The organism is Pseudomonas sp. 57B-090624, from assembly GCF_003234055.1.
Classification (GTDB): Bacteria; Pseudomonadota; Gammaproteobacteria; order Pseudomonadales; family Pseudomonadaceae; genus Metapseudomonas; species Metapseudomonas tohonis.
In genome coordinates this window covers 107,855-122,934 of sequence record NZ_QKRU01000002.1, presented here as the reverse complement: position 1 = coordinate 122,934, position 15,080 = coordinate 107,855, and the positions used below count along the sequence as shown (strand labels likewise).

11 protein-coding genes are annotated in these 15,080 nt (G+C 61.0%); all 11 read left to right on the top strand.

Going from position 1 to position 15,080, the window contains the following annotated elements; genetic code table 11:
• The first annotated feature begins 48 nt into the window (after window positions 1–48).
• The 11 genes from mtnA (at window position 49) to DMX10_RS01665 (ending at window position 15,067) form a co-directional block, all read left to right on the top strand.
• Complete coding sequence (gene mtnA / locus DMX10_RS01715) at window positions 49–1,125, top strand: S-methyl-5-thioribose-1-phosphate isomerase (RefSeq protein ID WP_111259472.1); 1,077 nt, start codon at window positions 49–51, stop codon at window positions 1,123–1,125.
• Window positions 1,126–1,343: 218 nt separating this feature from the next.
• On the top strand, window positions 1,344–4,115 hold the full coding sequence (gyrA, locus tag DMX10_RS01710) for a DNA gyrase subunit A (protein WP_111259471.1): 2,772 nt from the start codon (window positions 1,344–1,346) through the stop codon (window positions 4,113–4,115).
• A gap of 98 nt (window positions 4,116–4,213) precedes the next feature.
• Window positions 4,214–5,299: a 3-phosphoserine/phosphohydroxythreonine transaminase gene (gene serC, locus DMX10_RS01705; protein WP_111259470.1), complete on the top strand. Its 1,086-nt coding sequence runs from the start codon at window positions 4,214–4,216 to the stop codon at window positions 5,297–5,299.
• Window positions 5,299–6,393 carry a prephenate dehydratase gene (pheA, locus tag DMX10_RS01700; protein ID WP_111259469.1) on the top strand — a complete coding sequence of 365 codons (1,095 nt, stop codon included), beginning with the start codon at window positions 5,299–5,301 and terminating at the stop codon, window positions 6,391–6,393. Before serC ends, pheA begins: the two co-directional genes overlap by 1 nt.
• 26 nt (window positions 6,394–6,419) lie before the next feature.
• Window positions 6,420–7,532 carry a histidinol-phosphate transaminase gene (gene hisC, locus DMX10_RS01695; RefSeq protein WP_111259468.1) on the top strand — a complete coding sequence of 371 codons (1,113 nt, stop codon included), beginning with the start codon at window positions 6,420–6,422 and terminating at the stop codon, window positions 7,530–7,532.
• Window positions 7,525–9,765, top strand: a complete 2,241-nt coding sequence (locus DMX10_RS01690; RefSeq protein WP_178082906.1) for a bifunctional prephenate dehydrogenase/3-phosphoshikimate 1-carboxyvinyltransferase — start codon at window positions 7,525–7,527, stop codon at window positions 9,763–9,765. The genes hisC and DMX10_RS01690 overlap by 8 nt, the downstream gene beginning before the upstream one ends.
• Window positions 9,765–10,451 carry a (d)CMP kinase gene (gene cmk, locus DMX10_RS01685; protein WP_111259467.1) on the top strand — a complete coding sequence of 229 codons (687 nt, stop codon included), beginning with the start codon at window positions 9,765–9,767 and terminating at the stop codon, window positions 10,449–10,451. Before DMX10_RS01690 ends, cmk begins: the two co-directional genes overlap by 1 nt.
• A gap of 351 nt (window positions 10,452–10,802) precedes the next feature.
• Window positions 10,803–12,482, top strand: a complete 1,680-nt coding sequence (rpsA, locus tag DMX10_RS01680; RefSeq protein WP_111259527.1) for a 30S ribosomal protein S1 — start codon at window positions 10,803–10,805, stop codon at window positions 12,480–12,482.
• Between the two features lie 149 nt (window positions 12,483–12,631).
• The gene (gene ihfB / locus DMX10_RS01675; RefSeq protein ID WP_111259466.1) at window positions 12,632–12,910 is read left to right on the top strand and encodes an integration host factor subunit beta; all 279 of its coding nucleotides are present in this window, start codon (window positions 12,632–12,634) and stop codon (window positions 12,908–12,910) included.
• Window positions 12,911–12,998: 88 nt separating this feature from the next.
• Window positions 12,999–14,285: a flippase gene (locus tag DMX10_RS01670; RefSeq protein ID WP_111259465.1), complete on the top strand. Its 1,287-nt coding sequence runs from the start codon at window positions 12,999–13,001 to the stop codon at window positions 14,283–14,285.
• A gap of 101 nt (window positions 14,286–14,386) precedes the next feature.
• Window positions 14,387–15,067, top strand: coding sequence for an FkbM family methyltransferase (locus DMX10_RS01665; RefSeq protein ID WP_158545560.1), 681 nt, complete (start codon window positions 14,387–14,389; stop codon window positions 15,065–15,067).
• Window positions 15,068–15,080: the final 13 nt, after the last annotated feature.

The following is a 15,080-nucleotide window of genomic DNA, read 5'->3' as shown; positions in this document are numbered from 1 at the left end:
GCTATAATCCGCGGTTTTTCCGCGGGTTTATTGGTGGCGAGGTGTTCCATGCGTGAGCAACTGTTGGCAGCCGAGAAGGTGATCGCCATCGACTGGCGGGACGGGGTCCTGCGTCTGCTCGACCAGCGCCTCCTGCCCCAGGAGGAAACCTGGCTGGAATATGGCACCGCAGCCGGTGTCGCGGAGGCGATCCGCCTCATGGTGGTGCGCGGTGCGCCGGCCATCGGCATCAGTGCCGCCTACGGGCTGGTGCTGGGCGCCCGCGCACGGCTGGCGGCGGGCGGTGACTGGCGCGAAGCCCTCGAGGAGGACTTCGGTGTGCTGGCCGATTCGCGACCCACGGCGGTCAACCTGTTCTGGGCGCTCAACCGTATGCGCGAGCGCCTGGATCGGCTCAAGGAGGGCGAGGAGCCGCTGCAGGCGCTGGAAGCGGAAGCCATCGCCATCCATGAAAGCGACCGCGAAGCCAACCTGACCATGGCCCAGCTGGGCATGGAGCTGATCCGCAAGCACCAGGGCAATCCCCAGGCGCTGCTGACCCACTGCAACACCGGCGCCCTGGCCACCGGCGGCTTCGGCACCGCGCTCGGGGTGATCCGTGCGGCCCACCTGGACGGGCTGGTGGAGCGGGTCTACGCCGACGAGACGCGCCCCTGGCTGCAGGGTGCTCGCCTCACGGCCTGGGAGCTGGCGAACGAAGGCGTGCCGGTGAGCCTCAACGCTGATGCGGCGGCGGCCCATCTGATGAAGACGGCCGGCATCACCTGGGTGATAGTCGGGGCGGACCGCATCACCGCCAATGGCGATGTGGCCAACAAGATCGGCACCTACCAACTGGCGGTCTGCGCCATGCACCACGGCGTGCGTTTCATGGTCGTGGCGCCAAGCTCGACCATCGACATGGCGCTGGAGAGCGGGGACGACATCCCGATCGAGGAGCGCGACGGGCGCGAGTTGCTCGAGTTGGGCGGCAGGCGCGTGGCGGCCGATGTGCACGCGGTGAACCCGGTGTTCGATGTGACCCCGGCCGACCTGATCGACGCGATCGTGACCGAGAAGGGTATTGTCGAGCGTCCCGATACTGCCAAGCTGGCCCAGTTGATGTGCCGCAAGCGCCTGCATTGAGGCTGAGGCCTGCGCCCGGCGGGGCTGGGTGCAGGGCGGTGACTATGGTAAGCTCCGGCAGTTATCGAGCCTCCCTTTGCAAGGTCGGCATTCCGTGCGGATCCGTGGCTTAACTCGTTGATTTGTCGTGAGTCGTGCTGGCGCTGCCAGGCGACGAGCCCTGCGTCATCCAGGATGGATGTGTCGGGGCTTCACTAGAAAAAGGAATCAGGCTTCTCATGGGCGAACTGGCCAAAGAAATCCTCCCGGTCAATATCGAAGACGAGCTGAAACAGTCCTACCTCGACTACGCGATGAGCGTGATCGTCGGGCGCGCCCTGCCGGATGCGCGCGACGGTCTGAAACCGGTTCACCGTCGCGTGCTGTTCGCCATGAGCGAGCTGGGCAACGACTGGAACAAGCCGTACAAGAAATCCGCCCGTGTGGTCGGTGACGTGATCGGTAAGTACCACCCCCACGGCGACACCGCCGTGTACGACACCATCGTGCGCATGGCCCAGCCCTTCTCCCTGCGCTACATGCTGGTTGACGGCCAGGGCAACTTCGGTTCGGTGGACGGCGACAACGCCGCGGCCATGCGTTACACCGAAGTGCGCATGTCCAAGCTGGCCCACGAGCTGCTGGCCGACCTGGACAAGGAAACCGTCGACTGGGTGCCCAACTACGACGGCACCGAGCTGATCCCGGCGGTCATGCCGACCAAGATCCCCAACCTGCTGGTCAACGGTTCCAGCGGTATCGCCGTGGGCATGGCCACCAACATCCCGCCGCACAACCTCTCCGAGGTCATCGACGGTTGCCTGGCGCTGATGGACAACAGCGAGCTGACCGTCGACGAGCTGATGCAGTACATCCCCGGTCCGGACTTCCCGACCGCAGGCATCATCAACGGCCGTGCCGGCATCATCGAGGCCTACCGCACCGGTCGCGGCCGCATCTATATTCGTGCCCGCGCCGAAATCGAGGACATGGAGAAGGGCGGCAACCGCCAGCAGATCATCGTCACCGAGCTGCCCTACCAGTTGAACAAGGCGCGTCTGATCGAGAAGATCGCCGAGCTGGTCAAGGAGAAGAAGCTCGAGGGCATCACCGAGCTGCGCGACGAGTCCGACAAGGACGGCATGCGCGTGGTGATCGAGCTGCGTCGCGGCGAAGTCGGCGAGGTGGTGCTCAACAACCTCTACGCCCAGACCCAGATGCAGAGCGTGTTCGGCATCAACGTCGTGGCCCTGGTGGACGGCCAGCCGCGCACGCTGAACCTCAAGGACATGCTCGAGGTGTTCATCCGTCACCGCCGCGAAGTGGTGACCCGCCGTACCGTCTTCGAGCTGCGCAAGGCGCGCGAGCGCGGCCATATCCTCGAAGGCCAGGCCGTCGCCCTGTCGAACATCGATCCGGTGATCGAGCTGATCAAGAATTCGCCGACTCCCGCCGAGGCCAAGGAGCGCCTGATCGCCACCGCCTGGGCGTCCTCCGCCGTGGAAGCGATGGTCGAGCGCGCCGGTGCCGACTCCTGCCGTCCGGAGGACCTGGCCCCGCAATATGGCCTGCGTGACGGCAAGTACTACCTGTCGCCGGAACAGGCCCAGGCCATCCTTGAGCTGCGCCTGCACCGTCTGACCGGTCTGGAGCACGAGAAGCTCCTGTCCGAGTACCAGGAAATCCTGACCCTGATCGGCGAGCTGATCCGCATCCTGACCAGTCCCGAGCGCCTGATGGAAGTCATTCGCGAGGAGCTGGAGAAGGTCAAGGCCGAGTTCGGCGACGCCCGCCGTACCGAGATCGTCGCGTCCCAGGTGGACCTGACCATCGCCGACCTGATCACCGAAGAAGAGCGCGTCGTCACCATTTCCCATGGCGGCTACGCCAAGTCCCAGCCGCTGGCCGCCTACCAGGCCCAGCGCCGCGGCGGTCGCGGCAAGTCCGCCACCGGCGTGAAGGACGAGGATTACATCGAGCACCTGCTGGTCGCCAACAGCCATGCCACGCTGCTGCTGTTCTCCAGCAAGGGCAAGGTGTACTGGCTGAAGACCTTCGAAATCCCGGAAGCCTCGCGCACCGCGCGTGGCCGCCCGCTGGTGAACCTGCTGCCGCTGGACGAGGGCGAGCGCATCACCGCGATGCTGCAGATCGACCTGGAAGCGCTGCAGCGCGAAGCCGGTGACGAGGATGATCTCGATGAAGCCGAGGGCGTCGTGCTCGAAGGCGAAGTGGTGGAGCCGGAAGTCGAAGAAGTCGAAGGTGATACCCCGGAACTGGTGGCCGAGCCCACCGGTGCCTATATCTTCATGGCCACCGCCTTCGGCACCGTCAAGAAGACCCCGCTGGTGCAGTTCAGCAAGCCGCGTTCCAGTGGCCTGATCGCCCTGCGTCTGGACGAGGGTGACACCCTGATCGCCGCCGCCATCACCGACGGCGCCAAGGAAGTCATGCTGTTCTCCAGCGCCGGCAAGGTGATCCGCTTCGCCGAGAGCATGGTGCGCACCATGGGCCGTACCGCCCGTGGCGTGCGTGGCATGCGCCTGGGCAAGGAGCAGCAGCTGATCTCCATGCTGATCCCCGAATCCGGCGCGCAGATCCTCACCGCATCGGAACGTGGCTTCGGCAAGCGCACCGGCCTGGGCAAGTTCCCGCGCCGTGGTCGTGGCGGCCAGGGCGTGATCGCCATGGTCATCAACGAGCGTAACGGTAAGCTGGTCGGCGCCATCCAGGTGCAGGACGGCGAGGAGATCATGCTGATCTCCGACCAGGGCACCCTGGTGCGTACCCGTGTCGACGAAGTCTCCAGTTCCGGCCGCAACACCCAGGGCGTGACCCTGATCAAGCTGGCCAAGGACGAGACCCTGGTCGGCCTGGAGCGCGTGCAGGAGCCGTCCGGTGTCGACGAGGACGACGAGCTGGAAGACGGCGAAGTGACGGCCGATGCCGTCGCCGAAGTCCAGGCGGACGATGTCCAGCAGGACGACGCGCAACCGGCGGGTGACGAGTAACACGCTGCGGAGCGGGCGGGTCCTAGCCGGCCTGTCCACTCGGTAGAAGACCATCAGCGGGGGCGCAGGTGCCCCCGCGCTACCCAGTGAGAGTGGATGTGAGCAAGCGAGCCTTTAACTTCTGCGCCGGCCCGGCCGCGCTTCCGGAAGCCGTCCTGCAACGCGCCCAGGCGGAACTCCTCGATTGGCAAGGCAAGGGCCTTTCCGTCATGGAAATGAGCCATCGCAGTGACGACTACGTCGCCATCGCCGAAAAGGCCGAACAGGACCTGCGCGACCTGCTCTCCATCCCCTCCAACTACAAGGTGCTGTTCCTCCAGGGCGGTGCCAGCCAGCAGTTCGCCGAGATTCCGCTGAACCTGCTCCCGGAAAACGGCGTGGCCGACTACGTCGAGACCGGCATCTGGTCGAAGAAGAGCATCGAGGAAGCGGCGCGTTATGGCCGCGTCAACGTCGCTGCCAGTGCCAAGGGCCTGGACTACTTCGCCATCCCTGGCCAGAACGACTGGACGCTGAGCGCGGATGCCGCCTACCTGCACTACGCCTCGAACGAGACCATCGGTGGCCTGCAGTTCGACTGGATTCCCGAGACCGGCGACGTCCCCCTGGTGGTGGACATGTCCTCGGACATCCTTTCCCGTCCGCTCGATGTGTCCCGCTTCGGCCTGATCTATGCCGGTGCGCAGAAGAACATCGGCCCGAGCGGCCTGGTGGTCGTCATCGTCCGTGAAGACCTGCTGGGCCGTGCCCGCTCGTCCTGCCCGACCATGCTCAACTACAAGGTCGCGGCGGATAACGGCTCCATGTACAACACCCCGGCCACCTTCTCCTGGTACCTCTCGGGCCTGGTCTTCGAGTGGCTGAAGGAGCAGGGCGGCGTCGAAGCCATGGAGCAGCGCAACCGCGCGAAGAAGGAGCTGCTCTACGGCTACATCGACAAGAGCGACTTCTACACCAACCCCATCGCGGTGAATGCGCGGTCCTGGATGAACGTTCCGTTCCGTCTCGCCGACGAGCGCCTGGACAAGGACTTCCTCGCTGGCGCCGACGCCCGTGGCCTGCTCAACCTCAAGGGCCACCGCTCGGTGGGAGGCATGCGCGCCTCGATCTACAACGCGGTCGGCCTGGATGCAGTCGAGGCCCTGGTGGCCTACATGGCGGAGTTCGAGAAGGAGCGCGCCTGATGTCCGAACAGGAATTGAAGGCCCTGCGCCTGCGCATCGACAGCCTCGACGAGAAGATCCTCGAACTGATCAGCGACCGCGCCCGCTGTGCCCAGGACGTCGCGCGCGTGAAGATGGCGGCCTTGCCGGAAGGCGAGAAGCCGGTCTTCTACCGCCCCGAGCGTGAAGCCTGGGTGCTCAAGCACATCATGGAGCGCAACAAGGGGCCGCTGGACAACGAAGAGATGGCGCGGCTGTTCCGCGAAATCATGTCGTCCTGCCTGGCGCTGGAGCAGCCGCTCAAGGTCGCTTACCTGGGGCCCGAGGGCACTTTCACCCAGGCGGCTGCGATGAAGCATTTCGGCCACGCCGTGATCAGCACGCCGATGGCCGCCATCGACGAGGTGTTCCGCGAGGTGGCGGCCGGTGCGGTCAATTTCGGCGTGGTGCCGGTGGAAAACTCCACCGAGGGTGCGGTCAACCACACCCTGGACAGCTTCCTCGAGCACGACATGGTCATCTGCGGCGAGGTGGAGCTGCGTATCCACCATCACCTGCTGGTAGGTGATACCACCAAGACCGACAACATCACACGCATCTATTCCCACGCCCAGTCCCTGGCCCAGTGCCGCAAGTGGCTGGACGCGCACTACCCGAACGTCGAGCGCGTCGCTGTCTCCAGCAATGCGGATGCCGCCAAGCGGGTGAAGAGCGAGTGGAACTCCGCCGCCATCGCCGGCGACATGGCGGCCAGTCTCTACGGGCTGACCAAGCTCTGCGAGAAGATCGAGGACCGCCCGGACAACTCCACGCGCTTCCTCATCATCGGCAGCCAGGAGGTACCGCCTACTGGCGACGACAAGACCTCGGTCATCGTCTCCATGCGCAACAAGCCTGGCGCGCTGCACGAGCTTCTGGTGCCCTTCCATACCAACGGCATCGACCTGACCCGCATCGAGACCCGCCCGTCCCGCAGTGGCAAATGGACCTACGTATTCTTCATCGACTTCGTCGGCCATCACCGTGACCCGCTGATCAAGGACGTGCTGGAGAAGATCAACCAGGAAGCCGTGGCGCTGAAGGTGCTGGGGTCCTACCCGAAAGCGGTTCTCTGAACCCAAGAGATTTCCAAGGAGCGCCCATGAGCTGCGACTTCCTCGCCCTGGCACAGCCGGGCGTGCAGAAACTTTCGCCCTACGTACCCGGCAAGCCGGTGGATGAGCTGGCCCGTGAGCTGGATCTCGACCCGGCCGGTATCGTCAAGCTGGCCAGCAACGAGAACCCTCTGGGCCCCAGCCCTAAGGTGCTCGAGGCCATCCGTGCCGAGCTGGCCGATCTCACCCGCTACCCGGATGGCAATGGCTTCGAGCTCAAGCGCCGCCTGGCCGAGCGCTATGACGTCCAGCCGGACCAGGTCACCCTTGGCAATGGCTCCAACGACATCCTCGAGCTGGTCGGTCGCGCCTACCTGGCCCCGGGCCTGAACGCGGTGTTCAGCCAGCACGCGTTCGCCGTCTACCCCATCGTCACCCAGGCTGTCGGCGCCACCGCCAAGGTCGTGCCGGCCAAGGACTGGGGGCATGACCTGCCGGCGATGCTGGCGGCCATCGACGAGCAGACCCGCGTGGTCTTCGTCGCCAACCCGAACAACCCGACCGGTACCTGGTTCGGCCCGCAGGCGCTGGAAGATTTCCTCGCCAAGGTCCCGGAGACCGTGCTGGTGGTGCTCGACGAGGCCTATATCGAATACGCCTCGGGTGGCGAGCTGCCCGACGGCCTCGACTACCTGTCGCGCTACCCGAACCTGCTGGTTTCCCGCACCTTCTCCAAGGCCTTCGGCCTGGCAGCGCTGCGGGTCGGCTACGGGATTTCATCCGCGCGCGTCGCCGATGTCCTGAACCGCGTGCGCCAGCCGTTCAACGTCAACAGCCTGGCCCTGGCCGCCGCCTGCGCCGCGCTGGCGGACGTCGACTACCTGGCCGAAAGCCGCCGCCTCAACGACGCGGGCATGGCGCAGCTGGAAGCGGGCTGCCGCTCGCTGGGCCTGGGCTGGATTCCGTCTCGTGGCAACTTCATCGCCATCGATTTCGGTCGCGATGCGGCGGGCATCAACCAGGCGTTGCTGGCGGCAGGCGTGATCGTACGCCCGGTGGCGGGCTACGGCATGCCGAACTTCCTGCGTGTTTCCATCGGCCTGCCCGAGGAGAACCAGCGCTTCCTCGACGTCCTGGGGCAGGTGCTCGCCCGTGGCTGATGTCATGCCGCTGCAACAGCGCTCTCCTAAGCTCGGGCGCCTCGTGGTGATCGGGCTCGGCCTGATCGGCGGCTCCTTCGCCAAGGGGCTGCGGGAAAAGGGGGCGTTCGATGAAGTGGTGGGTGTCGATCTGGACGCCGAGTCGCGCCGCCTGGCCGTGGAGCTGGGCGTGGTCGACCGTTGCGAGACCGATCTCGCCGCCGCCTGTCAGGGGGCGGCGGTGATCCAGTTGGCCGTGCCTATCCTGGCCATGGAGCGATTGCTGGCTGAGCTGGCGAAGCTCGATCTTGGCGATGTGGTGCTCACCGATGTCGGCAGCGCCAAGGGCAATGTGGTGCGCGCCGCGCGCCTGGCTTTCGATGGCATGCCGGCGCGCTTCGTCCCCGGCCATCCGATCGCGGGCTCCGAGCAGAGCGGGGTGGAGGCGGCCAATGGCGCGCTCTTCAGCCGCCACAAGGTGATCCTGACGCCTCAGGAGTCCACTGACGCCGAGGCGCTGGCCTTGGTCGACAGGCTCTGGCGCGAGTTGGGGGCCGATGTCGAGCACATGCAGGTCGAGCACCACGACGAGGTGCTTGCGGCGACCAGCCACCTGCCGCACCTGCTGGCTTTCGGGCTGGTCGACTCGCTCGCCAAGCGCAGCGAGAACCTGGAGATATTCCGCTACGCCGCTGGTGGCTTCCGTGATTTCACGCGGATCGCCGGTAGCGATCCGGTCATGTGGCACGACATCTTCCTCGCCAACCGCGAGGCCGTGCTGCGGGTGCTGGACGCATTTCGTGGCGACCTCGACGCCTTGCGCGACGCGGTCGACGCAGGGGATGGGCATCAACTGCTGGGCGTGTTCACCCGCGCCCGCGTCGCCCGCGAACATTTCAGTAAAATCCTGGCCCGCAGGGCCTATGTGGACGCCATGCACAATAACGACCTGATTTACCTGGCCCAGCCGGGTGGCCGCCTCTCCGGGCGTATCCGCGTTCCGGGCGACAAGTCCATTTCCCATCGCTCGATCATGCTCGGCTCCCTGGCCGAGGGCACGACCGAGGTGGAAGGTTTCCTCGAGGGTGAGGATGCCCTGGCGACCCTGCAGGCTTTCCGCGACATGGGGGTGGTCATCGAAGGCCCCCATCATGGTCGCGTGACCATTCACGGCGTCGGCCTGCATGGCCTGAAGCCGCCGCCCGGGCCGTTGTACCTGGGCAACTCCGGTACCTCCATGCGCCTGCTCAGCGGGCTGCTCGCTGCCCAGCCGTTCGACACCACCCTGACTGGTGACGCTTCGCTGTCCAAGCGCCCGATGAACCGTGTGGCCAAACCGTTGCGCGAGATGGGGGCGGTGATCGAGACCGCTCCGGAAGGTCGCCCGCCGATGACCATCCGTGGTGGCCAGCGCCTCACCGGCATGAGCTACGAGATGCCGATGGCCAGCGCCCAGGTCAAATCCTGCCTGTTGCTCGCCGGCCTCTATGCCGCGGGCGAAACCTCGGTGACCGAGCCGGCTCCGACCCGCGACCACACCGAGCGCATGCTGCAGGGCTTCGGCTATCCGGTTGCCGTCGATGGCAGCACGGCGACCGTCGAGAGCGGCCACAAGCTGTCCGCCACTCATATCGAAGTGCCGGCTGACATCTCTTCCGCAGCCTTCTTCCTGGTGGCTGCGAGCATCGCCGAGGGCTCCGAGCTGCTGCTGGAGCATGTGGGTATCAACCCGACCCGTACCGGCGTGATCGATATCCTCAAGCTGATGGGCGCCGATATCACCCTGGAGAACCAGCGTGAAGTCGGTGGCGAGCCGGTGGCGGATATCCGCGTGCGCGCGGCGAAGCTCAAGGGCATCGATATCCCCGAGGACCTGGTTCCGCTGGCCATCGACGAGTTTCCGGTGCTGTTCGTCGCGGCCGCCTGCGCCGAAGGGCGCACCGTCCTGCGTGGCGCGGAAGAACTGCGGGTCAAGGAATCGGACCGCATCCAGGTGATGGCCGATGGCCTGGTAGCGCTGGGCGTGAAGGCCGAGCCGACCCCGGACGGCATCATCATCGACGGCGGGACCTTCGGCGGCGGTGAGGTCTGGAGCCACGGCGACCACCGCATCGCCATGTCCTTCAGCGTCGCTTCGCTGCGTGCCGGCGGTGCGATCCGTATCCACGATTGCGCCAACGTCGCGACCTCCTTCCCGAACTTCCTCGGGCTGGCGGCGCAGGTCGGCATCCAAGTCGCCGAAGAGGGCAAGTGATGAGTACTGCAGCGCCGGTCATCGCCATCGACGGCCCGGGTGGCTCGGGCAAGGGCACGGTCGCGGGTCTGCTGGCCAAGCGTCTTGGCTGGAACCTGCTGGATTCTGGCGCGCTGTATCGGCTGCTGGCCTTCGCGGCGCGCAACCATGGCGTCGACCTGACCAACGAGGAGTCGCTGAAAGTCCTGGCGGCCCACCTCGATGTGCAGTTCCTCTCCAATGCGGGTGGTGTCCAGCGAATCATCCTTGAGGGTGAGGATGTTTCCGATGTCATCCGCACCGAGACGGTAGGAGCGGGCGCCTCGCAGGTTGCAGCCCTGCCGGCGGTGCGTGATGCGCTGCTGCAGCGTCAGCGGGCCTTCCAGGAGGCGCCCGGACTGGTCGCTGATGGTCGGGACATGGGGACGGTGGTCTTTCCGGATGCGCCGCTGAAGATCTTCCTCACCGCTACCGCGGAGGAGCGTGCACGTCGGCGCTATCTGCAACTGAAGGGCAAGGGCATGGAGGTCGAGATGGCCTCCCTGCTGACCGAGATCATCGAGCGTGACGAGCGCGACACCCAGCGTTCCGTAGCGCCGTTGAAGCCCGCGCCGGATGCCCTGATCCTCGACTCCACCCACCTGAGCATCGACGAAGTGCTGGAGCGCATTCTCGAAGCCTTTGCCGCGCTGGGGCTGGATGACTGATCGGGCCGTATTCCTGCCACGTCGCGCTCCTTGGGTGCGGCGTTCCCGTCTTCCCGAGTCGGCTCCGTCGGGCGGATCTCCCGGGAGTGCCGGGTCGGGGCAATTGACGGCTGTTAGCCCCATTGCTAACATTCCAGCCCTTATGTCGGCATGATTTCTCTAATGGGGACGTCATGCCGGTTCTGATTCCGAAAGGAAGTGCCTCATTGCCAGTCATCCGACTGAGCGTGGTGCCACAAGGGTGGAACGGGATACCAGTTGACGTCCTCTCCACCTTTAATCACTGACTTGACCGCATTTGCTGGTAGTGCGGAATAGGGCCTTTAGTGGCCTTTGACTACAGGTATGATCATGAGCGAAAGCTTCGCAGAACTTTTTGAAGAAAGCCTGAAATCCCTCGACATGCAGCCGGGTGCCATCATCACCGGCATCGTGGTCGACATCGACGGTGACTGGGTCACCGTGCATGCTGGCCTCAAGTCCGAGGGCGTCATCCCGGTCGAGCAGTTCTACAACGAACAGGGCGAGCTGACCATCAGCGTGGGTGACGAAGTTCACGTTGCGCTGGACGCGGTAGAAGATGGCTTCGGTGAAACCAAGCTGTCCCGCGAGAAAGCCAAGCGCGCCGAGTGCTGGATTGTTCTGGAAGCTGCTTTCGCTGCTGAAGAAGTGGTCAAGGGCGTTATCAACGGCAAGGTCAAAGGCGGTTTCACCGTCGACGTCAGCGGCATCCGCGCGTTCCTGCCGGGCTCCCTGGTGGATGTGCGCCCCGTGCGCGACACCACTCACCTGGAAGGCAAAGAGCTCGAGTTCAAGGTCATCAAGCTCGACCAGAAGCGCAACAACGTTGTCGTTTCCCGCCGCAGCGTCCTGGAAGCCGAGAACAGCGCCGAGCGCGAAGCTCTGCTGGAATCCCTGCAGGAAGGCCAGCAAGTCAAAGGTATCGTCAAGAACCTCACCGACTACGGCGCGTTCGTTGACCTGGGCGGCGTAGACGGCCTGCTGCACATCACCGACATGGCTTGGAAGCGCATCAAGCACCCGTCCGAGATCGTCAACGTTGGCGACGAGATCGACGTCAAGGTCCTGAAGTTCGACCGCGAGCGCAACCGCGTCTCCCTGGGTCTGAAGCAACTGGGCGAAGACCCGTGGGTTGCCATCAAGGCTCGCTACCCGGAAGGCACCCGCGTAACCGCGCGCGTTACCAACCTGACCGACTACGGCTGCTTCGCAGAGCTGGAAGAAGGCGTGGAAGGCCTGGTGCACGTTTCCGAGATGGATTGGACCAACAAGAACATCCACCCGTCCAAAGTCGTTCAGGTTGGCGACGAAGTGGAAGTTCAGGTTCTCGACATCGACGAAGAGCGTCGTCGTATCTCCCTGGGTATCAAGCAGTGCAAATCCAACCCGTGGGAAGACTTCTCCGGTCGCTTCAATAAAGGCGACAAGATCTCCGGCACCATCAAGTCGATCACCGATTTCGGTATCTTCATTGGTCTGGAAGGCGGCATCGACGGCCTGGTTCACCTGTCCGATATCTCCTGGAACGAAGTTGGCGAAGAAGCCGTACGTCGTTTCAAGAAGGGCGACGAACTGGATACCGTCATCCTGTCCGTAGATCCGGAGCGCGAGCGCATCTCCCTGGGTATCAAGCAGCTGGAAGACGATCCGTTCTCCAACTACGCCTCCCTGAACGAGAAAGGCACCATCGTGCGCGGTATCGTCAAGGAAGTTGATGCCAAGGGCGCTGTGATCACCCTGGGCGACGATATCGAAGGCATCCTGAAAGCGTCCGAAATCAGCCGTGACCGCGTTGAAGACGCACGCAACGTACTGAAGGAAGGCGAAGAAGTCGAAGCCAAGATCATCAGCATCGACCGTAAGAGCCGCGTCATCAGCCTGTCCATCAAGTCGAAGGACGTGGACGACGAGAAAGACGCAATGAAGGAACTGCGCAAGCAGGAATCCGAGAGCACCGGCCCGACCACCATTGGTGATCTGATCCGCGCTCAGATGGAAAACCAGGGCTAAGTCCTGATTCCTTCATCGAAAAGGGCGGCCTAGGCCGCCCTTTTTGTTGCCTGAGTTTTACCCTTGGTTATTAGGGCTGTTCAAAGCTCCGTTGTCATGCTAAAACCGCGTAGAGCTGATCTAGCCGCTTGATATAGAAGGGAAAAACCATGACCAAGTCGGAGTTGATCGAACGAATCGTTACCCATCAGGGGCAGCTTTCCTCGAAGGATGTGGAGCTTGCCATCAAGACCATGCTCGAGCAGATGTCCCAGGCATTGGCCACGGGTGATCGTATCGAGATACGCGGCTTCGGTAGTTTCTCCCTGCATTTCCGTGCGCCGCGCACGGGGCGTAACCCAAAGACCGGCGAGTCTGTTCGTCTGGATGGGAAGTTTGTGCCGCATTTCAAGCCTGGCAAGGAGCTCAGGGATAGGGTTAACGATTAGTTTGCCGTGCACCCAATAGCCTCACGCCCGATTAAGCGGTTACTTAATCTATATTTCATGTCTAATTTATATAGGCGTTGGTGTACTTTTGTTACGCATACTGCAGAATATCATCTGGCAATTTGGCGATAAGATAATACGCATAGGTGGTGGTTTATTTGTTGGTGTTTGGCTTGCGCGTTATTTGGGGCCGGAACAGTTTGGTCTACTTAATTATGCTTTGGCTTTAGTCGCTCTCTTTGCGCCACTAGCTGGTCTTGGTCTCAGTAGTATTGTTGTTCGCGATGTAGTCAATAAGCCTGCGCTTGTACAAAGCTACATTAATACATCTATCGTAATGCAGTTTTTTGCTGCACTTATCGCTTTTTTTACTTCGATTCTAGCTGTTGTCACTCTTCGAGGTGGAGAGGAAGAGAGCTGGCAGCTTGTAATGGTCATTTGCTCTACACTGTTTTTTAAATCTACGGATCCAGTGAGGTATTGGTTCGAGGCAATCCTGCAGTCAAGATATTACGTTTTGGTTGATAATCTTGCATTTGGGATAGTTTTGCTGCTAAGGGTATTGCTGATCTATTTCGAGTTTCCTCTTCTTGCTTTCGCGTGGCTGATATTACTGGAGTCTGCTTTTTCTGCACTTGGATTGGCTTGGGTATATCAGCGCCGAGGTATGACACTTAAGTTATCTCAATCATCTTGCTCGGTAGCAAAACAGCTGATTCTTGATAGTTGGCCTTTGGTTTTCTCTGGGTTGGCGGTAATGATCTATATGCGGATAGATCAAGTAATGATAGGGCATTATCTTGGAGATTACTCTGTTGGTGTTTATAGTGCAGCTCTTCGGATAAGTGAAGCATGGTACTTCATTCCGATGGTAATCGCCTCATCGCTATATCCTTCGATGATTAGAGCTAAAAAAATTGGAGAGTTTGACTACTATTTAAAGTTGGGAAGGTTCTATGAGTTAATGCTTTCTGTTTCTCTTCTAGTCGCTGTCCCTGTTAGCTTCTATGCCGACTCTATCATAAAAATAATTTATGGAGAGGGGTATGCAGGTGCTGGCCAAGTTTTAGCCCTTCACATATGGTGCGGCGTCTTTGCCTCCTTGGGGGTGGCAAGTAGTCAGTGGTACATAATCGAAGGGCTGCAATTGCTGTCCTTTGCTCGTACAGCTGTCGGTGCGCTCATCAATATAGCGTTAAATTTTATTCTTATTCCCACTTATGGTGTTGTTGGTGCTGCCATTGGAACGCTGATTGCGCAAATCATATCCGCATATGTGTTTGATCTCATGTTTGCTTCGACACGGAAGCAGTTTGGAATCAAGACTCGATCGTTTTTCTTTTTTGAGTTGGTGAGGGTTGCATGCAAAAAATAAAATACAGTTTATTTAATTTTTACCGTCTACTCTTTAGTAGGCCATCCTTCTACTCTCTTAACCGATTTCTTTATCGATGCAGTTTGAGCGGTATGGGAGTAATGAATTTTGAATCTGACGCTATTAGCGGGGAGTCGGATTTTCTAAATAAAGTATTGAAGGGACAGAGGGGCGTCGTAGTTGATGTGGGTGCTAACGTGGGAAGGTACTCGGCACAAGTGCTTGATATCAGCGATGGTATCGAAGTTTACGCATTCGAACCGCATCCGATAAATTTTAAAGAACTATGCGAAGCTGTGAAGTCGGAACGCTTCCACCCATACAATTGTGCAGTTGGTGAGTCGGATGGTGAACTGCAGCTATTTGATTATGATTCAGCAAAAGGCAGTTCTCACGCATCGCTTTACAAAGACGTGATTGAAGGTATACATGGGCATTCGGCTGTAAGTTTATCTGTTCAAGTCTACAGCCTGGGGGAGTTTTTAAGCTCAGCAGGAATTGATCGCGTCCAGTTGCTGAAAATAGATACCGAGGGAAATGAACTCAGCGTATTAAAAGGCGTGGAAAGCTATATAGCGTCTAAAAAAATTGACGTTATTCACTTTGAGTTTAATGAAATGAATGTTTCCAGTCGGGTTTTTTTTAGGGATTTCTGGAAAATGTTACAAGGTTACGATGTATACCGTTTGCTTCCTCGGGGTATGGTAAAAATAGACAGCTATAACCCGCTGTATTGCGAAATATTTGCTTATCAAAATATTGTTGCATTCGCTCAGCGGTAATTATCAATTCTAT